This window comes from Hyphomonas johnsonii MHS-2 (assembly GCF_000685275.1).
GTDB lineage: Bacteria > Pseudomonadota > Alphaproteobacteria > Caulobacterales > Hyphomonadaceae > Hyphomonas > Hyphomonas johnsonii.
Map to the genome: position 1 here is coordinate 498,810 of NZ_ARYK01000001.1, position 22,360 is coordinate 521,169.

Annotated in this window: 20 protein-coding genes; 9 read left to right on the plus strand and 11 right to left on the minus strand. The window is 63.1% G+C overall.

From position 1 onward, the window contains the following. Entirely contained in the window at window positions 1-615 is a 615-nt protein-coding gene (gene pth, locus HJO_RS02440) for an aminoacyl-tRNA hydrolase (protein ID WP_035613134.1), read from the minus strand. 86 nt (window positions 616-701) lie between these two features. After that, window positions 702-1,361, minus strand: coding sequence for a 50S ribosomal protein L25/general stress protein Ctc (locus HJO_RS02445; protein WP_035613136.1), 660 nt, complete (start codon window positions 1,359-1,361; stop codon window positions 702-704). 246 nt (window positions 1,362-1,607) lie between these two features. On the opposite strand from HJO_RS02445, the gene HJO_RS02450 reads away from it, so the two are divergent. The 3 genes from HJO_RS02450 to acs all read left to right on the plus strand — a co-directional run bounded on the left by HJO_RS02450 (window position 1,608) and on the right by acs (window position 5,700). Next, on the plus strand, window positions 1,608-1,874 hold the full coding sequence (locus HJO_RS02450) for a DUF4212 domain-containing protein (RefSeq protein ID WP_035613138.1): 267 nt from the start codon (window positions 1,608-1,610) through the stop codon (window positions 1,872-1,874). A 6-nt stretch (window positions 1,875-1,880) separates the two neighbouring features. After that, window positions 1,881-3,659 (plus strand): sodium:solute symporter family protein, encoded by a 1,779-nt coding sequence (locus tag HJO_RS02455; RefSeq protein WP_035613139.1) that lies wholly within the window; start codon window positions 1,881-1,883, stop codon window positions 3,657-3,659. An 85-nt stretch (window positions 3,660-3,744) separates the two neighbouring features. Continuing rightward, window positions 3,745-5,700, plus strand: a complete 1,956-nt coding sequence (gene acs / locus HJO_RS02460; RefSeq protein ID WP_035613141.1) for an acetate--CoA ligase — start codon at window positions 3,745-3,747, stop codon at window positions 5,698-5,700. Here the strand turns inward: acs and HJO_RS02465 are convergent. Both HJO_RS02465 and HJO_RS02470 read right to left on the minus strand, forming a co-directional pair. Continuing rightward, window positions 5,697-7,253 carry a stimulus-sensing domain-containing protein gene (locus tag HJO_RS02465; protein WP_241764651.1) on the minus strand — a complete coding sequence of 519 codons (1,557 nt, stop codon included), beginning with the start codon at window positions 7,251-7,253 and terminating at the stop codon, window positions 5,697-5,699. The two genes, acs and HJO_RS02465, sit on opposite strands and share 4 nt — an antisense overlap. 81 nt (window positions 7,254-7,334) lie before the next feature. Next, window positions 7,335-7,799: a peptidylprolyl isomerase gene (locus HJO_RS02470; protein WP_035613154.1), complete on the minus strand. Its 465-nt coding sequence runs from the start codon at window positions 7,797-7,799 to the stop codon at window positions 7,335-7,337. Window positions 7,800-7,912: 113 nt separating this feature from the next. Between HJO_RS02470 and HJO_RS02475 the strand changes: the two genes are divergently transcribed. After that, window positions 7,913-8,383 carry a DUF3995 domain-containing protein gene (locus tag HJO_RS02475; RefSeq protein WP_051618018.1) on the plus strand — a complete coding sequence of 157 codons (471 nt, stop codon included), beginning with the start codon at window positions 7,913-7,915 and terminating at the stop codon, window positions 8,381-8,383. Here HJO_RS02475 and HJO_RS02480 read toward each other — a convergent pair. Next, window positions 8,367-8,990 (minus strand): alpha/beta hydrolase family protein, encoded by a 624-nt coding sequence (locus tag HJO_RS02480; protein WP_156945390.1) that lies wholly within the window; start codon window positions 8,988-8,990, stop codon window positions 8,367-8,369. The genes HJO_RS02475 and HJO_RS02480 overlap by 17 nt on opposite strands. Then, entirely contained in the window at window positions 8,962-9,654 is a 693-nt protein-coding gene (locus tag HJO_RS02485; RefSeq protein WP_034738323.1) for a response regulator transcription factor, read from the minus strand. Before HJO_RS02485 ends, HJO_RS02480 begins: the two co-directional genes overlap by 29 nt. Window positions 9,655-9,831: 177 nt before the next feature. On the opposite strand from HJO_RS02485, the gene HJO_RS17485 reads away from it, so the two are divergent. After that, the gene (locus HJO_RS17485; RefSeq protein WP_156945391.1) at window positions 9,832-11,307 is read left to right on the plus strand and encodes a caspase family protein; all 1,476 of its coding nucleotides are present in this window, start codon (window positions 9,832-9,834) and stop codon (window positions 11,305-11,307) included. A gap of 50 nt (window positions 11,308-11,357) precedes the next feature. Then, complete coding sequence (locus tag HJO_RS02495; protein ID WP_035613161.1) at window positions 11,358-12,020, plus strand: hypothetical protein; 663 nt, start codon at window positions 11,358-11,360, stop codon at window positions 12,018-12,020. Window positions 12,021-12,024: 4 nt separating this feature from the next. Here the strand turns inward: HJO_RS02495 and polA are convergent, their stop codons facing one another. After that, window positions 12,025-14,814 carry a DNA polymerase I gene (polA, locus tag HJO_RS02500; RefSeq protein WP_035613164.1) on the minus strand — a complete coding sequence of 930 codons (2,790 nt, stop codon included), beginning with the start codon at window positions 14,812-14,814 and terminating at the stop codon, window positions 12,025-12,027. Between the two features lie 377 nt (window positions 14,815-15,191). On the opposite strand from polA, the gene HJO_RS02510 reads away from it, so the two are divergent. Continuing rightward, window positions 15,192-16,214, plus strand: coding sequence for an NADP-dependent oxidoreductase (locus HJO_RS02510; RefSeq protein ID WP_035613168.1), 1,023 nt, complete (start codon window positions 15,192-15,194; stop codon window positions 16,212-16,214). 263 nt (window positions 16,215-16,477) lie between these two features. Here HJO_RS02510 and HJO_RS02515 read toward each other — a convergent pair whose 3' ends face one another. Genes HJO_RS02515 through HJO_RS02530 form a run of 4 tightly spaced genes read right to left on the minus strand, consistent with a single transcriptional unit; the run spans window position 16,478 to window position 20,932 of the window. Next, window positions 16,478-17,920 (minus strand): SLC13 family permease, encoded by a 1,443-nt coding sequence (locus tag HJO_RS02515; protein ID WP_035613170.1) that lies wholly within the window; start codon window positions 17,918-17,920, stop codon window positions 16,478-16,480. Between the two features lie 6 nt (window positions 17,921-17,926). Continuing rightward, window positions 17,927-19,081, minus strand: a complete 1,155-nt coding sequence (metC, locus tag HJO_RS02520) for a cystathionine beta-lyase (RefSeq protein ID WP_035613173.1) — start codon at window positions 19,079-19,081, stop codon at window positions 17,927-17,929. Next, on the minus strand, window positions 19,078-19,923 hold the full coding sequence (locus tag HJO_RS02525; RefSeq protein WP_035613176.1) for a sulfurtransferase: 846 nt from the start codon (window positions 19,921-19,923) through the stop codon (window positions 19,078-19,080). Before HJO_RS02525 ends, metC begins: the two co-directional genes overlap by 4 nt. A gap of 4 nt (window positions 19,924-19,927) precedes the next feature. After that, on the minus strand, window positions 19,928-20,932 hold the full coding sequence (locus HJO_RS02530; protein ID WP_035613179.1) for a cysteine synthase A: 1,005 nt from the start codon (window positions 20,930-20,932) through the stop codon (window positions 19,928-19,930). A gap of 160 nt (window positions 20,933-21,092) precedes the next feature. Between HJO_RS02530 and HJO_RS02535 the strand changes: the two genes are divergently transcribed. Both HJO_RS02535 and HJO_RS02540 read left to right on the plus strand, forming a co-directional pair. Further along, the gene (locus HJO_RS02535; protein WP_035613182.1) at window positions 21,093-21,650 is read left to right on the plus strand and encodes a cupin domain-containing protein; all 558 of its coding nucleotides are present in this window, start codon (window positions 21,093-21,095) and stop codon (window positions 21,648-21,650) included. After that, window positions 21,647-22,342, plus strand: a complete 696-nt coding sequence (locus HJO_RS02540) for a DUF6134 family protein (RefSeq protein WP_035613184.1) — start codon at window positions 21,647-21,649, stop codon at window positions 22,340-22,342. The genes HJO_RS02535 and HJO_RS02540 overlap by 4 nt, the downstream gene beginning before the upstream one ends. Window positions 22,343-22,360: the final 18 nt, after the last annotated feature.

Here is a 22,360-nt window from a genome sequence, read left to right on the forward strand (position 1 = left end):
CTAGTCCCGGTTCGATTGCCTGGGATCGTTCTTGGGGGCCGGTGCGAGACGCATGACTTCTGTCTGGAAGCGCTCGTCGTCACCGGCGACCAGCAGGGGCAAGGCTCCGGAAATCGCTTTCTGGAGCGGCTCAAACCAGGCCTGGTCAGCTTTCGAGAAGTCGGACAGGACGTAGGGCATCACATGCGACTTGTCGCCGGGGTGGCCGATGCCGATGCGCACGCGGCGGACATTTTCCCCGAGGTGCGCAATCATCGACCGGACGCCGTTATTGCCGGAATGACCGCCGCCTCGCTTCACGCGCATGCGGCCCGGCGCAAGATCGATCTCGTCGTGAAACACGGTCACGTCTTCAGGCGCCAGCTTGTAGAACGTCACGGCCTTGGACAGCGCGCGACCGGATTCATTGTAGAAGGTTTCGGGTTTGACGAGCAGCGTCCTGATCCGGCCAGATGCCGTTTCGATCGTGCCTTCGGAAATCTGGCTTTCGAATTTGGATCGCCATGGCTGGAAATCGTGCTCGGCGTGGATTCGGTCCAGAACCAGAAACCCGGCATTGTGCCGGTTGCCCGCATATTTCGCGCCGGGATTTCCCTGGCCTGCGAGGATCAACATGGGGGTCGCTCCCTCGTCCGATCGTGCAGGAGATGGCCGCGTGCCTGGACTGAAAAGTCCAAGCACGCTGAGCCAGACCGAACGGATCAGTCTTCGCCGCCTTCGGCTTCGTCTTCCGCGTCAGCACCCTCGGCCTCGGCCTCGGCAGCATCAGTCTCTTCATCCGTTTCCGCAACGGAAGCGCGGCCGGCAATCGTGGCGATCGTGAAGTCGCGATCCGTGATGGTCGGCTCTGCGTCCGATGGCAGCTTGATGTCGGAGATTTTCACGTTGTCGCCCACTTCGAGCGCCGAAACGTCGGCCTCGAGGTATTCCGGAATGCTGCCAGCCGGAACGAGCAGTTCCACGGCGTGGCGCACGACGTTGAGCGTGCCGCCCTTCTTCAGGCCAGGCGAAACGGCTTCACCGACGAAGTGAACCGTCACTTCGACCTTGATCTTCTGGTCGGCCTTGACGCGGAACAGGTCGACATGGACGGGCCGGTCGGAAATCGGGTGCATCTGGATCGCCTGCGGGATCACGAGTTGCTTTTCGCCCTTGTGAACCAGCGTTGCTGTCGAAGACAGGAATTGTCCCGTTTCAATGGCTTTCAGGACTTCTGCGAGGCGCAGGTTGATCGGCACGGGCTTTTCGTCGCCGCCGTACAGCACGCCTGGCACGAAGCCGTTATTGCGGGCTTCACGCGCGCCGCCGGTGCCGGTGCGCTCGCGCACTTCGACATTGAACATGATCTGCTTCTTGGACATTTGTTTTCCTTTCGCCCTGAAGTCCGCCGCCGGACGCCCGGACGGTGACAGCCTGACACGCACGGCCTTGCGCCGTCGTTTCCAGTCGGCGCCTATAGGCGATCAGCCCCGTGCTGGCAAGCAGGCAGGGCAGGCGGCGTCCATCCGCTGCGGGGCAACGGGCGAGCCTTTTTGATATCCGTGTTTGCGTCGGTGGGCGATCTGCGAAAAGAATAAGAGAAAAAACCGCTGGGAAGGATACGCAACATGGCTGAACAGCCCCCCGAAATCGATGGAAAAGCCTATTGGCGCGCCGTGCTCCGCCTGACTCTCGGCCTGCTGGCGGTCTGGTTCGCGGTGTCCTTTGGCGCAGGAATTCTGCTGCGCGACTGGCTGGATGGCCTGTCCATCGGTGGCGCGCCACTCGGTTTCTGGTTCGCGCAACAGGGGTCGATCTACGTTTTTGTGGCCCTGATCTTCTACTATTGCTTCGCCATGAGACGGCTGGAGCGCAAATTTGGCGTGAAGGGCTAGAGACGCATGGATTGGACGCTTTTCTGGGTTTTCACGACCTTTGCCCTGTATATTGGTATCGCCGTCTGGGCACGGGCCGGTTCCACCAATGACTTCTATGTCGCCGGCCACGGTGTCCACCCCGTCGTCAACGGCATGGCGACCGCGGCGGACTGGATGTCGGCCGCCTCGTTCCTGTCCATGGCCGGGCTGATTGCCGGGCTGGGCTATGGCGGCTCGGTCTACCTGATGGGGTGGACTGGCGGCTATGTCTTGCTCGCCCTCCTGCTCGCCCCCTTCCTGCGCGAGTTCGGCAAGTTCACCGTGCCGGATTTCGTGGGTGACCGCTATTACAGTGACACGGCTCGTGTCGTCGCCGTGATCTGCGCGCTGTTCGTGTCCTTCACCTATATCGCGGGGCAGATGTCTGGCGTCGGCCTCGCCTTCTCCCGCTTCCTCGGCGTCGATTTCAACACGGGCATCTTTGTCGGCATGGGCATTGTCTTCTTCTATGCCGTGCTGGGTGGCATGAAGGGCGTTACCTATACCCAGGTCGCCCAGTATTGTGTCCTGATATTCGCCTATACTGTGCCCGCTATCTTCATCTCGCTGATGCTGACCGGCAATCCGGTGCCGCAGCTCGGGTTCATTTCCGAGGTCAAGGGCGAGGGCATCTCGATGCTGCAGAAGCTGAACGAGACCGTCACCGGTCTCGGCTTTGCCGAGTATACGAGCACGAACAAGACGGTGTTTGATGTCTTCTGCATCACCGCGGCCCTGATGTTCGGCACCGCCGGCCTGCCGCATGTCATCGTCCGCTTCTTTACCGTTCCGCGCGCGGCCGACGCCCGCCTGTCAGCCGGTTGGGCGCTCGTGTTCATCGCTCTGCTCTACACGGTGGCCCCGGCGGTCGGCGCCTTCGCGCGTCTCAACGTGACCAGCTCGGTCAATGAAACCACCTATGTGCCCGCGGCGTCATACGAAGCCGACGCTGCAACCCTGATCGCGCAGGGGACCGTGCCGAGCCCGGCCTGGTTCGCGAACTGGGAAAAGACCGGTCTGGTGGCCTTCGACGACCTGAACAATGATGGCCGCATGCAGATTCGCGGGCCCGCCTCACCGGACGGCCTTTCCAACGAGGTCACGATCAACAACGACATCTACGTGCTGGCCAATCCGGAGATCGCCAAACTGCCGGACTGGGTGATCGGCCTTGTCGTCGCCGGCGGCCTGGCTGCCGCCCTGTCGACGGCTGCGGGCCTCCTGATGGTGATCTCCTCGGCAATCAGCCACGACCTTTGCCGACGAACCTTCTTCAAGGGGATGACCGACAAGGCGGAACTGCGTGTCGCGCGCGGGGCCGCTGCGGGCGCGGTCGTGGCGGCCGGGTTCATGGGCATCTATTCCGCCAAGCTTGCCTTCGTCGCGCAGGTCGTCGCCTTCGCATTCGGGCTTGCGGCGGCATCCCTCTTTCCCGTCATCCTGCTCGGCATCTTCTGGAAGCGCATGAACCGGGAAGGGGCAATCGCCGCGATGCTGTCCGGCCTGATCCCGACCTTCGCCTATATCTGGCACTTCAAGCTCGGCACCGGGAAAGCTGCGACAGCGGCCGACTGGTTTCTCGGCGTGTCGCCGGAGGGGATCGGATTCGTGTTCATGTTCGTCGCGCTGATCGTCGGCATCATCGTGTCGCTGGCAACCAAGCCGCCGCCGCAGGATATCCAGGATCTCGTGGAGGACATTCGCGTGCCGGGCACGCGCAGCAGTCACGGGATCGCTGATGCCGGCATGAAGCCTGTCGCGTGAGCCCAGCGCGGGCTTTCGCCTTCTCAACCATGATGCGGGTCTGATAAGACAGAACCGGAACGCAATACCAGAGGAACCATTCGCAATGACCGAAGCGAGCAAAACCTATCCAGTCCAGGCCGAATTTGCCGCCAAGGCAAACCTGACCCCCGAAAAATACCGGGAGATGTACGCCGCATCCATCGCCGACCCCGAGGCGTTCTGGAGCGAGCACGGCAAGCGGCTCGACTGGATCAAGCCGTACACAATTGCCAAGGATGTGTCCTGGGAGGCCAGCGACCTGCACGTGAAATGGTTTGCCGACGGCGAACTCAATGTGTCTGCCAACTGTATCGACCGCCACCTCGCCACCAGAGGCGACAAGCCCGCCTTCATCTGGGAGGGCGACGATCCGGCAGACAGCCATACCGTCACCTACAAGCAGCTCCACGGCGCCGTCTGCAAGTTTGCGAATGTCCTGAAGAAGCTCGGCGTCAAGAAGGGCGACCGGGTCACCATCTACATGCCGATGATCCTCGAGGCGACCTATGCCATGCTGGCCTGTGCCCGCATCGGCGCGATTCACTCCATCGTGTTTGGTGGCTTTTCACCGGAAGCCCTGGCGGGGCGTATCGTCGACTGTGAATCCGAGGTGCTGATCACGGCCGACGAGGGCGTTCGCGGTGGCCGCAAGGTGCCGCTCAAGGTCAACGCAGACGCCGCCGCGAAGATCGCGAAGGGCATGGTGAAGAAGATGCTGGTCGTGCGCCGCACCGGCGCCGAAGTTGCGATGGAGGAAGGCCGGGATGTCTGGCTCGACGAGATTGGCGCTACCGTCTCGGCCGATTGCCCGCCTGAGCCGATGAAAGCGACCGACCCTCTCTTCATCCTCTACACGTCCGGGTCGACCGGAAAGCCCAAGGGTGTCCTGCACGGCACGGGCGGCTATCTCGTCTGGGCGGCAATGACCCATGAATACGTATTCGATCTCAAGGAAGATGACGTGTTCTGGTGCTCGGCCGATGTCGGCTGGGTCACCGGCCACACGTACATCGTCTACGGCCCGCTTGCGAACGGGGCGACCAGCGTGCTGTTCGAGGGCATTCCGACCTATCCGGACGCCAGCCGCTTCTGGCAGGCCTGCGACAAGCACCAGGTGACGATCTTCTACACTGCGCCGACCGCGATACGGGCGCTCATGCGCGAAGGCTCCGGCCCGGTCGAAAAGGCGTCACGCAAATCGATCCGCCTGCTGGGCACGGTGGGTGAACCCATCAACCCGGAAGCCTGGGAATGGTACTACCATGTCGTCGGTGAGGCACGCTGCCCGATCGTCGATACATGGTGGCAGACCGAAACCGGTGGCACCATGATCGTGCCGCTGCCGGGGGCGACCGACATGAAGCCGGGCGCTGGCAGCCATCCGTTCTTCGGTATCCAGCTTGAACTGGTTGATGCGGAAGGCCAGCGCCTTGACGGGGCCGCCGACGGAAACCTCCTGGTGACAGACAGCTGGCCCGGCCAGATGCAGACCGTGTATGGCGATCATGACCGTTTCCTCGAAACCTATTTTTCGGCCTATCCCGGCAAGTATTTCACCGGCGACGGATGCCGGCGCGACGAAGACGGGTTCTACTGGATTACCGGCAGGGTGGATGACGTGATCAATGTGTCCGGCCACCGGATGGGTACGGCGGAAGTCGAAAGCGCGCTGGTCAGCCATGATGCCGTCGCCGAAGCGGCGGTGGTCGGCTACCCGCACGACGTCAAAGGCCAGGGCATCTACGCCTATGTCACGGTGCGTCAGGGCGTCGTCGCCGACGAAGACCTTCGCCGCAGCCTTGTCCAGCATGTCAGGGCCGAGATCGGCCCGATCGCTTCACCGGACCTGATCCAGTTCGCGCCCGGCCTTCCCAAGACCCGGTCCGGAAAGATCATGCGGCGCATCCTGCGCAAGATTGCCGAGAACGAGTTCTCGAATCTTGGGGACACGTCGACGCTTGCCGATCCGGAAGTCGTTCATGACCTGGTGGAAAACCGGCAGAACCGCGGCTCGGCCTAGATCGCCGGAAGGTCGACCACGAAACGCGCGCCGCCCGAGTCCCGGTTTTCGGCATAGACCTTGCCGCGATGGGTGGCCACGATTTGCTGGACGATCGACAGGCCAAGGCCTGAATTGTTGCCAAAGGCTGTGCCCTTTGGCCGGTCGGTGTAGAACCGGTTGAAGATGGTCTCCAGCTTGTCGGCCGGCACGCCGGGCCCGTCATCGTCGACCACGATGCGCGCGATCGTCTGCGGGCCGTCATTGGTCTGGTCCAGCTTGACGCGGACTTCGCCGCCTGGCGGAGAAAAGGATCGTGCATTGTCGATCAGGTTGCGAATGACCTGGCCCAGCGGGCCTTCGCGCGCCCGCACCAGCAGCCGCGCCCCCATCGTGGCGTCGTCGAACACCACCGACACAGCGTCCGGGTTGTCGGACACGGCATCATAGGTGCGCACGACATCGCGCACGAAACGGGCAATATCGATCTGCTCGCTCGGCACGCGGGTCATCTCGGCTTCCAGGCGCGAGGCGTTGGATATGTCCGTGATGAGACGATCCAGCCGTTTTACGTCCGATGCGATCACGTCTCTCAGCCGTTCGCTCGCGACGGGGTCGTTCTGCACGCGCTCCGCCGTTTCGACTGCAGAGCGGATCGATGTCAGGGGATTCTTCAGTTCGTGCGCCACGTCCGCGGCGAATTGTTCGTTGGCCTGGATCCGTTCCAGCAGGGCGTCCGTCATGCCCTGCATTGACGAGGCGAGATTGCCGATTTCGTCCTTGCGCCGGGTGATCGCCGGAATGTCGATCCGGTCGGACGCGCCGGACCGGATCCGGTCTGCCGCCAGCGACAGGCGGCGCATCGGACGGGCGATCCCCATGGTCAGCAGGAACGAAGTCACCAGCGCCACAAGCACAGCGACGCCGATGAACGGCACCAGCGCCGCCCGCTCGGACCGGATGATCTCGTCGATGTCGCTGGCTTCAAGTGTCAGCACGCCGACGACGGCCGACACACGCTGTATCGGCATCGACACCGAAATGATGCGCTGGCCACGATCCGAAAACCGCTGGCTCGCCGCAACGTCGCCGAGGACCGCGCTTTCGAATTCTTCCTCGAAGGTCTGGGTCCGGACGGCCTCCGAACTGCGCCGGGGCATGATGGGCCCGAACACGCGGCCGGCCCATTCGGACATGGCCGCTCCGATCTTGGCAATCCTGCCGGGTTCCTTGAGGGGCGGAAGCGCGGCAATGTCCACCCGTTCGGACAGGTAGAAACTGTCGCCGACCAGGTCACCCGAAGGTGAGTAGACGCGCGCCCGCACCCGCTCCGGCAGGTTCAGGCGCACAATGGTCTGCCGGGCGGCGTCGACATCGAGGCTCGGCTCGGGTGTCGTCGCGTCCTCGCCCAGCAGGTTGGTGAAGATCTGCGCCTGCGCGACGAGGTCCTGCTTCTTCGAGACCACGAAACCGGCCCGCATTTCATTCAGGACCATCGCGCCGATGATCAGGACGGCCAGGCCGGCCAGGTTGGACGCAAAGATCAGCCGTGCGATCCGCGACCCCAGGAACATGGATCCGCGCCGTGACATTGGCAGTTTAGCGCGACTTTTCCTGGCCATCGGGTTCAACCTGGTTGTGGAGTGCGGCGAATCTCAGGCGTCCGCAGCAACGCGCATGCTGATGATCTTGTCAGGATTGCGCGGCGGCTCGCCTTTCGCAAGCTGGTCGACCACGTCCATGCCTTCGGTGACCTTGCCCCAAACCGTGTATTGGTTGTCCAGGAAGCTGGCATCATCGAAGCAGATGAAGAACTGGCTGTTCGCGGAGTTCGGCGCGGACGTGCGCGCCATCGAGCAGGTGCCGCGCACGTGTGGCTCGGCGTTGAACTCGGCCTTGATGTCAGGCTTGCTGGATCCGCCGGTACCATTGCCTTTCGGGCAGCCGACCTGGGCCATGAAGCCCGGGATCACGCGGTGGAAGACGATTCCGTCATAAAATTCTTCCCGGGCGAGTTCCTTGATTCGTGCGACATGGCCGGGGGCCAGGTCCGGACGAAGCGTAATCGTCACGGGGCCTTTGGAGGTTTCAAGAAGCAGTGTATTTTCAAGGTCTGTCATGGGAAGTTCCTGATCTGAAGAGGGCTGTCCTGACTGGCTATTGAATGAAGGCGATGGCGGCAAGCCCGCGAGACATGTTAATGTGACGGCATAACCACTGGTTGGACAGGCGAATGATTGCACAAACCCTCTCTCTGTTCCTCGCAGCCCTGCTTGCCGTGATCGGGCTCGTGCACCTCGCATGGGCCTTCGGCAGCACGTTTCCCTATGCCAACGAGCAGGCGCTGGCCCGTGCCGTGGTCGGTCGCCGGGGCATCACGCGCATGCCCTCGATGGCGGCGTCGGCCTTCGTGGCAGCGTGCCTTCTGGGTGCGGCCGTATGGGCCCTGATGCTGGGGCGCGTGGTGGTGTTGCCGGTCTCGACATGGCTGTTGCTGCCGGGTGGCCTGGCATTGTCGGGCATCTTCCTGTTCCGGGGCATCATCGGCGTCATGCCGGCCTTCGAACGGGCATTGCCCGAACAACCCTTTCTCAGCCTCAACCGGCGGATCTATTCCCCGCTTTGCGTCCTCATCGGCATAGGCTTCCTGGGGCTGGTATTCGCCCTTCCGAACTGGACCTGGCGCCTCAGCCAACTCGGTTAGCGGGCGTCCTCAGATCATCGATCATGCGGGCTACCGACCGGTCGGTGGCATCCTGCGCTGCCATCATGTCGGCGAATGCCCAGTGATTGAATGGCGTGACGATCTTCAGGTCGGCCCGGCGAAAGGCAGGTGCCAGGCCAAGGCCCATCACGACTCCCATCGCCTTCACCACATCCGACCGGTCCAGCCGCCTTGGCCGGGCATCGACATGGACCACCGTCTTCGCAGACTGTGGCCGTCGGCTGACGCGCGTCAGCACCCTGCCGTTCCGCGCCACCGGGTCGATTCCCGCCAGCAGCGCCACGGGGCAGGGCATCCGGTGGGCAACCTTCAGCGCGGTGTCACTTCCCCAGCTGTGGCCAACCAGGACAAGAGCGTCCCCACGCGCTGCCGCATCGACGCAATGGGCCATCACACCCCGAAAGTTGGAATAGCTGAACCACGCGGCCGAGCGGCGGCCGCCTTCGCGTGACAAGGCGCCCTGCCGTGCGGCGACATAGCTGGTGACAATCCGTGACTGGGCGTCTGCGGCGCCGCCGATATAGACTTCGGCGACGCCAGCAGCGTCTCGCGTTCGCCTACTCGGTATAGCGGTAGCCGACGCCATAGAGTGTTTCGATCGCATCGAACTCATCGGTCACTTCGCGGAATTTCTTGCGCAGCCGCTTGATGTGGCTGTCGATGGTGCGGTCGTCGACATAAATCTGGTCGTCATAGGCGGCGTCCATCAACTGGTCGCGGCTCTTCACATAGCCGGGGCGCGAGGCCAGGGCCTGCAGGATCAGGAACTCCGTCACCGTCAGGCGCACCGGGTGGCCATCCCAGGTGCAGGCATGGCGGTTCGGGTCCAGTGTCAGCTTGCCGCGAACGATCGGCTTGTGGTCGCCCTCTTCAGGGCCGGCGACGCCGCCACGGGCGCGCCGCAGCACAGCTTTCACGCGCTCGGCCAGCAGGCGGTTGGAGCAGGGTTTGCGCACGAAATCGTCGGCGCCGATATTGAAGCCGATCACCTCGTCGATCTCTTCGTCCTTGGATGTCAGGAAGATCACCGGCAACTCGCTGGTCTGGCGCAGGCGGCGCAGCAATTCCATGCCGTCCATCTTCGGCATCTTCACGTCGAGGATGGCAATGTCGGGCGGCGTCTCCGTCAGCGCGGGCAGAGCGGATTCGCCGTCATGATAGGTGCGGACATTGTAGCCCTCAGCCTCAAAGAACATTTTCAGCGAGGCGACGATGTTTTCGTCGTCATCCACCAGTGCCAGAGTTGTCATTGCTCGATCCTTTTCGTCCAGTGCATTCCCCTGCACGGGGTCTGGCCGTCTTGCATTATGGTGTTCAACCACGGTTCGTGACATGACAAAAGCCCTCCTTCGGTGCTGTCTCAATGAAAACAGCAGACTAGGGCAAGCAAGCGCTCACATTACGGCCTTTTAAGGATTTCCGTTTCCGTGAAATCCCGACACCTCCAAAATTTTACGACTTGTGATATAGTTAACAATTCGCTTTTGTGGAGATGCGCAAGGGGACGACGTGCGATCATGAGAACCTGCTTCATCTTGTTTGTGTCGCTGCTCGCATCGCTCAATGCATGGTCAGAGCCGCGTTTCGCGCTGGTGATCGGCAATGCCAAGTATCAGTCGCCGAAATGGGTTCTGGACAACCCTGTGAAAGACGCACGCCTCGTCGCGGCATCTCTCGAGGGGCTCGGTTTCGAAGTCGAGATTGTCGAGAACGCCGACCAGAAGCAGATGGGTGAAGCGTTTGCCCGATTGCGCGCCAAGCTGAAGGCGGGCGGTTCGGATTCCACCGGCTTCTTCTATTTCGCCGGCCATGGCATGCAATCGCAAGGCCTGAACTATCTCATTCCCACCGATATCAATGCCCGTGACGAGGCGGACGTGTGGCGCCAAGCTCCGAACCTCGGGCTGTTATTGCGCGATCTTGATGCCGCGGGAAACGCGACCAACTTCATCGTTCTGGATGCCTGTCGCGACAATCCGCTGCCGTCAGCCACCCGGTCCTTGTCGGGTGGGCTAGCACCTGCCGGCAAGGTGCGGGGCACACTGATCGCCTACGCGACAGCGCCCGGTTCAACAGCGGAAGATGGCACCAGCGGGAATAGCCCATTCGCCCTGGCACTGGCTGAGTATCTGCCTCAGCCGGGGCTTTCAGCCGAAGGTCTATTTCGCCGCGTCGCCACCCGGGTTGAAGCGGTCACCAACCGGCGCCAGCAGCCCTGGGTCGAAAGCGGCCTGCGCGGTGAAGCGGACTATTGTTTCGCTGGTTGCAAGGGCGGTGGAGACGATGGGCAGTCCTCGGCGCTGATCGCGGCGCTGCAGAGCAATCAGGCGCCGGTGATGCAGGCGTTCCTGGATGCGTTCCCTGCATCGCCGAGCCGATCACTGGTTGAAACCCGGATGGCAATGATTGCCTCGACGATGCCAGCTGCGCCAGCGGTGATTACCGCTCCGGTTCCAAAAGAAGAGGCGCAGCCTGCCGCTTCGCCCCTCGCTGTTGCACTGATCGCGGATTTGAAAACTGCCAGACAAACTGCGTCCGTCTTCAAGAACGGCGCAACTGTTGGTCCGGCCATATTCTTCGCACCGGGATCGGACACGATCAGTCCGGCTGCAGTGGCGGCGCTTGACGCCTTTGCAAAGAATAGCGCGATGGTACATCGGATGCGCAAGGGTCCCAACAGTATCATTCTTGTTGCCGGCTGCGACCTGACGGAGAAGGAGATTTCGCTGTGCGTTGCGCGGGCTGATGCCGTACGCGACGTGCTTGTCGCGGCTGGCCTGTCTCGAAATTCCTTTGCGTCGCAGACAACCTTCGACCGCTACACCACACTCAAGGGCAGCAGCGCCGATTTCGAAACACAAAATGCGATGAATCGGTTTTCCGTACCGATCCTCATCGAGTGATCCATCCACCATGCGTCAGGGGACGTTTTCAATCCAGAGGGAGAATTAATGTGAAACTTCTTGCTATTGGCCTTGCGGCCGCGATCCTCGTGGCGCCGTTCGCCTCAGCCCAATCGGCGGCCGAGAGGGCAGCGGCGCTGAAACAGTGGAAGGCAGATTGCTCACAGGAGGACCCGGATCTCCGCCTCGCCTATATTGAGGATGCGATTGTCAACCAAGGGGCTACGGTTGCACGCCTTTGCGCCAGACAGGCACTGGAAAGCAGCGATCCTGATACCCGGGCGCTCGGCTTGAGGGCGGCGCTCGCGATGACGGAAGTGCTAAGTCTGCCGTTCGACATGCCGATCGAATATCAGACCGCGTTGGCGGAGGCGCAGAAGCAGGGCCAGGACGAAGTCGACGCCGTCAATCGGAAATGGAGCAATGCTTTGTCGCTGAGAAAGAACCTAGGTGGTTCATTCGGTTTCCAGCAGTACCGGGTCTCGATCGAGTCAAATACGACAGAGTGGCTGACTAAGACGTATCGTGGAAATTTCGATAAGGACGAGAAGTCAAAGATCACGTCGACTGCCGATTCCGTGCGCATCGAGGGCACCTACGGGTGTTGCGATCCGGTCGCGATTGACCTGCGTCTCGGCGCAGGCGGTGTATTGTCGGGCACTGGCATGCTGGACGGGATCGGTCCCTTTCCAATCGTCGCCGAAATTCTTTGAGGCCTCAGTGCGCGTCGGCCCAGTTGCTCGCGGCGCGTGCGTCCACCACCAGCGGCACAGACAGGCAAAGGGCCGGCAGGGCCGCGCCCTGCATCGTCTCCTTCGCGACCGTGATCAGCGCGTCGGCTTCCGCCTCCGGGCATTCGAACACGAGTTCGTCGTGCACCTGGAGCAGCATGCGCGCCTTGAGGCCTGCCCTGGCCAGCGCCTCCGGCATGCGGATCATCGCGCGCTTGATCACGTCGGCCGCCGAGCCCTGGATCGGTGCGTTGATCGCCTGGCGTTCGGCAAACGCCTTGGCCGGGCCTTTGGACTTGATGGCCTCAAGGTGGATCTTCCGCCCGAAGGCTGTCTGCACGTAGCCGGTGTCCTTCGCGAAGGCCTTGGTCTCGTCCATATAGGCGCGGATGCCGGGGAAGCGCTTGAAATAGGTCTTGATATATTCGGCCGCCTCGCCCTGCGGGATGCCGAGCTGGCGGGCAAGGCCAAAGCCGGAGATGCCATAGATGATCCCGAAATTGATCGCCTTGGCCTGCCGGCGCACCATCGGGTCCATGCCCTCGATCGGCACGCCAAACATCTCGCTCGCGGTCATCGCATGGATGTCGAGGCCCTTGTGGAACGCGTCTTTCAGGGCCGGAATGTCGGCCATGTGCGCCAGGATACGCAGCTCGATCTGGCTATAGTCGGCGCTGACCAGGACATGGCCGTCCTCGGCAATGAACGCGGCCCGAATCTTGCGGCCCTCTTCCGTCCGCACCGGGATGTTCTGCAGGTTCGGGTCTGACGATGACAGCCGCCCGGTCTGCGCAACGGCCATGGCATAGCTGGTGTGCACGCGGCCGGTCGCCGGGTTGATCGCGGCCTGCAGCGCCTCGGTATAGGTTGAGCGCAGCTTCGACAGCGTGCGCCAGTCGACAATCGTGCGGGGCAGGGCGTGGCCCTCGGCGGCCAGGCCTTCCAGCACATCGGCATCCGTCACCCAGGCGCCGGTCTTGGTTTTCTTGCCGCCTTCCAGTCCCATCTCGTCGAACAGGATTTCGCCGAGCTGTTTCGGGCTGCCGATATTGAACGCCCGCCCGGCCTGTTCCTCGGCCTCGGCCTCCAGCGCTGCCATGCGCTGGGCAAAGTCGGAGGACAGGCGCGAGAGCTGGTCGCGGTCCACCTTGATGCCTTCGCGCTCCATCTGCGCCAGCACCGGCACGAGCGGCCGTTCCAGCGTCTCGTAGACCGTGGTGACTTTTTCGGTATGCAGCTTCGGCTTGAACGTCTGCCACAGGCGCAGCGTCACGTCGGCATCCTCGGCGGCATATTCGGTCGCCTTGTCCAGCGCCACGCGATCAAAGCTGACCTGCTGCTTGCCAGTGCCGGCAACTTCCTTGTAGGAAATCGGCACATGACGGAGGTAACGCTCCGACAGCGTGTCCATGCCGTGGCTGTGCTTGCCGGCATTCAGCACGTAGGACAGCAGCATCGTGTCGTCGATGGGGGCGACATGGATTCCTTGCGAGGCGAAGATGCTGTCATCATACTTGATGTTCTGGCCGATCTTCAGGACCGACGGATCTTCCAGCATCGGCTTCAGCGCGCGGATCGCGTCCTTCATCCGTATCTGCCGTGGCGGATCGGCGCCGAACATGTCGCCATCGCCGGCACCGTTCGGATCGACATGCGCCAGCGGAATGTAGCACGCCTCGCCCGGCGAAAGTGCCAGCGACACGCCGACAAGATTCGCGACCACGGAGTCGAGGCTGTCCGTCTCGGTGTCGACCGCCACATAGCCTTGCGCCACGGCGCGGGAGATCCAGTCTTCCAGCCGGTCAAAGTCACGAACCGTCTCGTATTTCGTCCGGTCGATCGGGTCTTCCGACGGCGGGGAGGCCTCTATGACACCTTCCAGTTCCATCATCTCGCGCACGCGCCGGGTGATGGTGCGGAATTCCATTTCCTCCAGGAAGGCGATCAGGGTGTCCGGGTCCGGGTCGTCCACCGCCAGCCCTTCCAGTTCCAGGGTCACCGGCACGTCATCCTTCAGCGTCACCAACTGCTTCGACAGGCGCACCTGCGCCGCATTGTCGATCAGCGACTCGCGCCGCTTCGGCTGCTTGATCTCGGCGGCCCGCTCCAGCAGCGTTTCGACATCGCCATATTCGTTGATCAGCAGGGCCGCTGTCTTGATCCCGATGCCCGGCGCGCCCGGCACATTGTCGACGCTATCGCCGGCCAGCGACTGCACGTCCACGACGCGGTCCGGCCCGACGCCGAATTTCTCGAACACTTCATCGATGCCGAGCGTCTTGTTCTTCATCGTGTCCAGCATCATGACGCGGTCTGACACGAGTTGCATCAGGTCCTTGTCCGACGACACGATGGTCACCCGCGCACCCTTCGCCTCGGCCTGGCGGGCATAGGTCGCGATCAGGTCGTCGGCTTCATAGCCTTCCAGTTCCAGCGCGTGCGCTGCGAACGCAATTGCCGCGCGCCGCACCAGCGGGAATTGCGGCACCAGTTCTTCCGGCGTTTCCGAGCGGTTCGCCTTGTACTGGTCGTACATCTCATTGCGGAAGGTGTGCGACGAGGCGTCGAAAATGCACGCGAAATGGGTCGGGCGTTCCGGGCCCTTCAACTCTTCCAGCAGCTTGAACAGCATGTTGCAGAACCCGGCCACGGCGCCGATGGGCAGTTTGTCGGACGCCCGGGTCAGCGGTGGCAAGGCGTGGAAGGCGCGGAATATGTAGGCGCTCGCATCGACGAGATAGAGGTGGCTATCCTTGGTGACAGGGGCGGTGGCCATGAGCAGGGAATCCTTTGCAGGCCGCAGGTTTAGCGCCTCGGGGCGGGCGCGTCACCCGCTGCTTGTCCAACCCTGCTGAAACCCGTGTATTCTTTGCCGGTCGCCTGAATGGAGGCGAAGGCACCGGCCAGTATGCGTGGCCGGGCGCTTCGGGCAGAGAGGGGAATCGCGACCCCGATCCTGTCACACCAGCCTCACTCGCGCGGTCTCCTGTCTGCCCGCCCGTTTCTGTCCCGAAACCGGATGCGCCCCGCCGCAGTCCGGACTTTCGTGCTGGTCGTCATCGAAATGCATGCGGCTTGCCTGATGGCTGTCCCGGCGGGACGCCTTGCGCTGGTCCGGGATCGGCTTACCCTCCTGCAAAACTGGAGGAAAAGATGACAGAGACAAACAAGACCTGGGTACTGCGTTCGCGCCCCGTCGGCGACATCAAGGATGGCGACCTCGAACTCGTGGAATCGCCGCTCGCGCCGCTGGCCGACGGCGAGGTGCGGGCTCGCACGATCTACCTGTCGCTCGATCCGACCAACCGGATATGGATGAGCGACGTGGATGCCTACCTGCCGCCGGTCGGCCTGGGTGATACGATGCGCGGTGGCGGCATCGGCGTCATCACCGAAAGCCGGTTCGATGGGCTCCAGCCCGGCGACGTGGTCAATACCGGACTTGCCCATTGGGCCCTCTACAACACCCTCCCGGGGGCCAGCCTCGCCAAGCTTCCAACCCTGCCGGGCGTCCCGCTCACCGCCTTTACAGGCCCGCTCGGTGCGACAGGCATGACCGCTTATTTCGGGCTGATGGACATCGCGAAACCGAAAGCCGGTGAAACCGTCGTCGTCTCGGCCGCTGCCGGCGCCGTCGGCTCGATGGTCGGCCAGATTGCCAAGATCCAGGGCTGCCGCGTCGTCGGCATCGCGGGGTCGGACGCCAAATGCAAATGGCTGGTGGAAACGGCCGGCCTCGATGCGGCGATCAACTACAAGACCGAAGACGTCGGCGCCGCGCTGGACAAGCATTGTCCCGATGGCATCGACATCAATTTCGAGAATGTCGGCGGCGAGATCATGGACGCGGTCATCGCGCGCCTGAACGATTTCTCTCGCATGCCCCTTTGCGGCCTGATCTCGACCTATAATGCCACCGACCCGGTGCCCGGTCCGTACAATTTTGCCAACCTGCTGATGCGGCGCACTCTGGTGAAGGGCTTCATCGTGATCGACTATTTCCCCCGCTTCCCGGAAGGCATCCAGCAAATGGCCATGTGGCTGATGGAAGGGAAGCTGAAATTCGAGACCGACATCGTGCAGGGCTTCGAGAACGCCCCTGCCAGCCTGTCGCGCCTGTTCGAAGGCAAGAACCTCGGCAAACTGGTGGTGCAGGTCAGCGACGAGCCCAAATGAAGCTGCCGCAGGTCCTGTTGTACCAACAGCAGGACCTGCCGCGTCCGACATGACAAAAAAGACACGAAATTTCCGGGGCTCTCCGCGACGGGAATTCAGCGGAACCGCGTTTTAGGACATGATGCAGGCAGGGACTTCCCGCCCGGCCGGCATCACGTTCGATAACGTGTTCCCGCTGCTGGTACCTCCGTCCCCCCCTGACCTGCAGCGGAGCCCCCCACTCTCCTTCCCCTCGGAGTGGGGGGCTGCACGCGAACCGATCCTTACAGGACGAGTGGTGCAATCCAGTAGCCGATCAGCGTGATCACCCCGATCCCGATCAGGTTGATCCGGAACCCGTGCCGGATCATGTCACCGACCGCGATATGGCCGGTCGAATAGACAATCGCATTCGGCGCCGTCGCCACTGGGAGCATGAAGGCACAGGAAGCTGCAACGGCGGCCGGGCCCAGCAGGCTGCTCGGTGCCATGCCGACGGCGACGGCCAGTGCGCCGAGGATCGGTGCCAGGGTGGTCATCGTGGCGACATTGCTCGTCAGTTCCGTCAGGAAGATGACCAGGGCCACCACTACCGCCACGAACAGGATCGGCGGGAAGGACTGCATCACCGCCAACTGGCTTCCAAGCCACTCGGAAAGCCCCGTCCGCGACACCGCATTGCCGAGGGCGATACCACCCCCGAACAGCACGAGCACGCCCCAGGGCAGGCGCTCGGCCTCCTGCCATGTCAGCAGCGCGCGGCCCGATCCGGCGCCAGCCGGGACAAGGAACATTACCACGGCGCCGATAATGGCGATCATCATGTCGACTTCAGCGCCGCCATATTGCGCCAGGACGCCCCATCCGAGGAAATCGAGGAGCTGGACCGACCATTGGCGCGACACCCACAACAGCGCGACGACACCGAAAACGATGGCAACGCGCTGCTCGGGCTGCGACATGCGTCCCATCGCGTGCTTTTCCCGCCGCACCTGTTCCAACACGACGTGACCGCCTTCGAACCGGGGCAACGCGCGTGTCACCACCCACCATGCGACGGGCACGAGCAGCGCCGCGGCGGGAATGCCGAACGCCATCCATTGCGGGAAGCCGATCGTGGCGCCCATTTCCGTCTCGAGCCATTTGATTGCGATGAGGTTGGTCGGCGTGCCGATCGGTGTCGCCACACCGCCGATCGACGCAGCGTAGCAGATGCCGAGCAGCAGGGCGGTCGCAAACCGCCCGCTCTTGTCGCCAAGCGAATGCGCGGCGGACAGCGCAATCGGCATCATCATCAATGTCGTCGCCGAATTCGATATCCACATCGACAGCAGCCCCGTCGCCAGCATGAAGCCGAAGATCAGCGCTTTCGGCGCGGCACCGACGCGCGAGATGACGTTCAGGGCGATCCGCTTGTGCAGGTCCCAGCGTTCGATGCCCATCGCGATGATGAACCCGCCCAGCAGCAGCAAGACGATGTAATTGGCATAGTCGGCGCCAACCTGGCGCGGCGTGCCCGCCTCGATCAGCGGCAGCACGAATAGTGGCAGCAGTGAAGTCGCCGGGATCGGGATCGCCTCTGTCGCCCACCAGGTTGCCATCAGCACCAGCAACGCTGCCGTGCCCCATGCTGCAAAGCTCAGGCCTTCCGGCGCACCCGCCAGCAACATTGCCCCTGCCAGAACCGGCCCCGCCACAAGGCCAATCGTCCGCGCCCCCCCCTTCATGCGTGCCTAGCCCCCGCCCATGGCCATGAATCCGGCCTCCAGGTCCGCGATCAGGTCACTGGTCGCTTCCAGGCCGACATGCACGCGCAGGAGCGGCCCGGCCCGCGTGTCCGTCCAGTTGCCCTTTGTCCGGGTCAGCTGGTGGTCGCAGGGGATGATCAGGCTTTCGAACCCGCCCCAGGAGAAGCCCATAGCGAACAGGTGCAGCGCGCCGAGGAACCGTTCCATTCCGCCGTCCGGCACCGGGTTCAGCACAACGCCGAACAGGCCATTGGATCCGCTGAAGTCACGCTGCCACAGCGCATGGTCCGGGTGGCCGGGCAGGGCAGGGTTCAGCACGTCCGCGACTTCCGCCCGTTCGGCCAGCCAATGTGAGATTTTAAGCCCGGCGGCCTCATGCGCCCGGAGACGTGTCTTCAGCGTGCGCAGCCCGCGCAGACAGAGATAGGCGTCGTCGGGCGCGAGCGAGATGCCCCAGTCTTCCGAGAGTGCTTCGAGCCGCCCGGACAGGTTGTCATTGCGGGTCATCACAGCGCCGCCAAAGGCGTCCGAGTGGCCTGCCACATATTTGGTCAGGGCCTGGACTGACAGGTCGACGCCGAGGGCCAGCGGCTGGTGGTACAGGCCGGCCCCCCACGTATTGTCCATGATGGTGCGAATGCTGCGGGCCTTCGCGACGTCGACGATTGCCGGCGTGTCGGCCACTTCAAATGTCAGGGACCCCGGAGATTCCAGGAAGATTGCCTTCGTGTTGTCCTGCAACATGCCGGCGATCCCGGCGCCGATGCGCGGATCGTAGCGTGTCGTCTCGACACCCATCGCGGGCAGGCGGCGCTCGCAGAATCGCGCCGTCGGCCCGTAGACCGAGTCCGGGAACAGCAGGTGGTCTCCGGCACGCACGCAGCTTGCGATCGCCAAGGCACAGGCCTGGAGACCGTTCCCGGCGAGGCGCGTATAGGTCGCGCCTTCGAGCTCGCACATGGCGGCTTCCAGTTCGCGGTGCACGGTCAGGCCCATCCGCCCATAGGTGGGTTTCGGGCCGTAGAGCGCCTCTTCCGTCGAGAACAGCACAGTTGATGCCCGCTCCACCGGCGGGTTCACTGTCACACGTCCAAGGCGCTCCTTGCGCAAGTGGATGAGGCGCGTTTCGGGCTTCTTCATTCGGCGGCCGTCGCCACCGGGCGGGAAGGGTCTGCTGCCCATTCCGTCCACGATCCGTCGTAGACCGCGACGTCCCAGTTGCCCAGCCGGGCAAGAGCGAGTGCCGTGATGGCGGCGGTCACACCAGACCCGCATGTCGTCACGGTCGGCGCCATCGGGTTGGTGAACAGTTCCGCAAGCTTGTCATGCGGCTTCATGTGACCGTCTTCGGTGACCAGGGCGCTGCCTGGGAGGTTCACGCTACCGGGAATATGGCCTGACCGCAGGCCCGGGCGCGGTTCCGGTTCGCGGCCGAAGAACCGGCCGTCCGGCCGTGAGTCGACGATCGTCATGTGCGGGGAGCCGACCATTTTTTCGAGGTTTGCGGTGGTCATGACCAGGTCGCTGCGAACCCGCGGCGTGAAGTGGCGCTCGCTGACCACGGGCGGCAGGTCTTCCAGTTCACCGCCCTCTGTGACCCAGGCATTCAGGCCGCCATCCAGGACTTTGACATCGTCATGGCCCATGACGCGCAACATCCACCAGACCCGCGCCGCCGCGAAGAATCGGTTCTGGTCGTAGACCACAATCCGGTTGCCGTCGCCGACGCCAAGCTTCCGGATACGGGAAGAGAATTTCACCGCATCCGGCAGCATGTGCGGCAGGTCGGTCCCGGTATCGGCAACATCGTCGATGTCGAAATAGGTGGCGCCAGGAATATGACCGCGCGTCCAGGCGTGCCGTCCGGTTTCCGGCGGGTTGGTGAACGGCGCAAAATACGTCGCGTCCAGGACCCTGACGTCCGGCGCGGCAAAGTTTTTCAGCAGCCATTCTGCGCTGACTAGCGGGTCATCTGGTTGCATGTGCTCAGCCCTCCATCCATGGCGGCACCGGAAGGTCCTTCGATCTCAGGAATTCCGGGTTGTACAGTTTCGACTGGTAGCGATTGCCATAGTCGCACAGCATGGTCACGATCGTGTGCCCCGGGCCGAGGTCACGCGCCATCTGCACGGCGCCGGCAATGTTGATACCGGCTGACCCGCCAAGGCAAAGGCCTTCGTGCTGGACAAGGGCGAACAGGATATTCAGCGCCTCGGTGTCCGAACAGCGATACGCCCGGTCGACCACGATGCCCTCGAGATTGGCCGTGATGCGCCCCTGACCGATGCCCTCGGTGATCGAGGTGCCTTCGGATTTCAGCTCGCCGGACGAGAAATACTCGAACATTGCCGCGCCGCCCGGATCGGCCAGGCCGATCTGTACCGACTCGCGTTTTTCCTTGAGCGCCATCGACACACCCGCCAGCGTGCCGCCCGAACCGATGGCGCAGATGAACGCATCCAGCTTGCCGTCGGTCTGGGTCCATATTTCCTGGCCGGTCGTCTCGTAGTGCGCCTTCCGGTTGGACGTGTTGTCGAACTGGTTTGCCCAGATTGCGCCATTGGCTTCCGTTTTGGCCAGCTCCTCGGCGAGGCGCCCGGAATATTTGATGTAATTGTTGGGATTGGCATAGGGGACGGCGTCCACCTCGATCAGTTCTGCGCCCAGGATGCGGATGGCGTCCTTCTTTTCCTGGCTTTGCGTACGGGGCATCACGATCACGACCCTGTAGCCCAGCGCCGCGCCCACAAGGGCGAGTCCGATACCGGTATTCCCGGCTGTGCCCTCGACGATCGTGCCGCCGGGCTTCAGGTCTCCTGCGGCTTCAGCGTCGCGGACAATGCCCAGGGCCGGCCGGTCCTTGACCGACTGTCCGGGGTTCAGGAACTCGCACTTCCCGAGAATTTCACAGCCCGTTTCGTCGGATACGCGGTTGAGGCGGAGGAGGGGCGTGTTTCCAATCAGGTCAATGACGGAGCGGTAAGTGGTCATGCAGCAGGGTCCGGTTCGATTTTGCGAGACAAGTTATGGTCAAGCTAGGATGCGGCGGGCCGTTGCACAACAGGGCGCCCGGCAGCTTTTCGGAGTGATCCAGTCGGGGGCAGGCCACGTAGAACGGTCAACTGCACCTTAACTGTCCGGAAATCCGCAATTGAGCACCCAGGAATCCTACGCCACCTTCATGATGGACCATGCTGCCGGCAACCATGCCGAGGCATTCGCCTTGGCAGGAGACCTGCACATCGCGCTCAGCGCGGACGGAGCGGAAGCGGGTTTGTTGTGGGCGGTGATCGGTGGTGCCCTGCTGGAAAATGCCGCACGTGCGGCGCCTAGACCGGCGGCCGGCAAGCGGCGCCAAAAGGCCCACCGGGAATACGAAACCGCGGAAATGCTGCTCGCCGGGTCCGACACCATGCTGGACTGGAAGCGGGGCATCTCCGGCGTGGCCTATGCCCGGACGGCGACCCCCGGCGCGAGCTTCATGAAGCTGGAGCCGGGGCAGGCCGCCCCCATGCACGGACACAGCAATATCGAGGCGACGGTCGTTCTGTCCGGCCAGTTCAGTGACGGGCACGGCGTCTATTCCCGCGGCGACCTGGTGCTCGGCGAACCGGGACAGCGTCACAAGCCCGCAGCAATAGGAGATGAGCAATGCATCTGTTTCGTAGCCGAAAAACCCCGGCCATTCTGGAAGGCTTTCCTGAAATGACCCGGATCGCCCCACTGGCCATGGCGCTGCTGCTTCTGGCAGGCCCGGCAATCGCAGACGACAGCGCGCCGCCGGAAATCGCAAGCGTGCAGTCGGATTTCGCGTGGACGCCGAAGGACGGAGACGAAATCGCGTTCGACGTCCTGCGCAAGGGCAAGCCGTTCGGGTCTCATTCGGTGACATTCAAGGTCGCCCCGGACGGGACCCTGACCGCGACCACGGACGTGCGCCTCAAGGCGGGCCTCGGCCCGATCACGCTGTTTCACTACGCGCTTGATGCCAGCGAGACCTGGAAGGACGGCGCACTCGTTGCCCTGAAAGGCGCCGTGGATGACGACGGCAAGGATGGCTCGGTGACCGCCAGGGCGGACGGCGAGGCGCTGGCTGTCGCTGGCACCGAATATTCCGGCCAGGTGTCGCGCGATATCCTCCCGGCCAGTCACTGGAACGTCGCCCAGACCCGCGCAACCGAACTGCTGTCCACCGAGGATGGTGAAATCATCAAGGTGAAGGTCTCCGACAAGGGCCAGGACACGGTGATGGTGGCGGGCAAGCGCGTCGAGGCGACCCGCTACCTCATGGACTCCGATATCGATGTCGACCTCTGGTATGACGCAGAGGGGCGGTGGGTGAAGCTCGCCTTCGTCGCCCGCGGGCAGCAGATCGACTATGTCCTGGCGCGTCCGTACTGATGCCTCACGACGCCCCGC

Excerpts from the sequence above, each read along its gene's own strand:
- HJO_RS02515 (WP_035613170.1), bottom strand. The coding sequence starts at position 17,920 with ATGAAGGGGGGGGCGCGGACGATTGGCCTTGTGGCGGGGCCGGTTCTG.
- HJO_RS02445 (WP_035613136.1), bottom strand. The coding sequence starts at position 1,361 with ATGTCCAAGAAGCAGATCATGTTCAATGTCGAAGTGCGCGAGCGCACC.
- metC (WP_035613173.1), bottom strand. The coding sequence starts at position 19,081 with ATGAAGAAGCCCGAAACGCGCCTCATCCACTTGCGCAAGGAGCGCCTT.
- HJO_RS02465 (WP_241764651.1), bottom strand. The coding sequence starts at position 7,253 with ATGTTCCTGGGGTCGCGGATCGCACGGCTGATCTTTGCGTCCAACCTG.
- HJO_RS02485 (WP_034738323.1), bottom strand. The coding sequence starts at position 9,654 with ATGACAACTCTGGCACTGGTGGATGACGACGAAAACATCGTCGCCTCG.
- HJO_RS02475 (WP_051618018.1), top strand. The coding sequence starts at position 7,913 with ATGATTGCACAAACCCTCTCTCTGTTCCTCGCAGCCCTGCTTGCCGTG.
- acs (WP_035613141.1), top strand. The coding sequence starts at position 3,745 with ATGACCGAAGCGAGCAAAACCTATCCAGTCCAGGCCGAATTTGCCGCC.
- HJO_RS02480 (WP_156945390.1), bottom strand. The coding sequence starts at position 8,990 with ATGGCGTCGGCTACCGCTATACCGAGTAGGCGAACGCGAGACGCTGCT.
- HJO_RS02455 (WP_035613139.1), top strand. The coding sequence starts at position 1,881 with ATGGATTGGACGCTTTTCTGGGTTTTCACGACCTTTGCCCTGTATATT.
- HJO_RS02530 (WP_035613179.1), bottom strand. The coding sequence starts at position 20,932 with ATGACCACTTACCGCTCCGTCATTGACCTGATTGGAAACACGCCCCTC.
- HJO_RS02525 (WP_035613176.1), bottom strand. The coding sequence starts at position 19,923 with ATGCAACCAGATGACCCGCTAGTCAGCGCAGAATGGCTGCTGAAAAAC.
- HJO_RS02510 (WP_035613168.1), top strand. The coding sequence starts at position 15,192 with ATGACAGAGACAAACAAGACCTGGGTACTGCGTTCGCGCCCCGTCGGC.
- HJO_RS02450 (WP_035613138.1), top strand. The coding sequence starts at position 1,608 with ATGGCTGAACAGCCCCCCGAAATCGATGGAAAAGCCTATTGGCGCGCC.
- HJO_RS02540 (WP_035613184.1), top strand. The coding sequence starts at position 21,647 with ATGACCCGGATCGCCCCACTGGCCATGGCGCTGCTGCTTCTGGCAGGC.
- polA (WP_035613164.1), bottom strand. The coding sequence starts at position 14,814 with ATGGCCACCGCCCCTGTCACCAAGGATAGCCACCTCTATCTCGTCGAT.
- pth (WP_035613134.1), bottom strand. The coding sequence starts at position 615 with ATGTTGATCCTCGCAGGCCAGGGAAATCCCGGCGCGAAATATGCGGGC.
- HJO_RS02470 (WP_035613154.1), bottom strand. The coding sequence starts at position 7,799 with ATGACAGACCTTGAAAATACACTGCTTCTTGAAACCTCCAAAGGCCCC.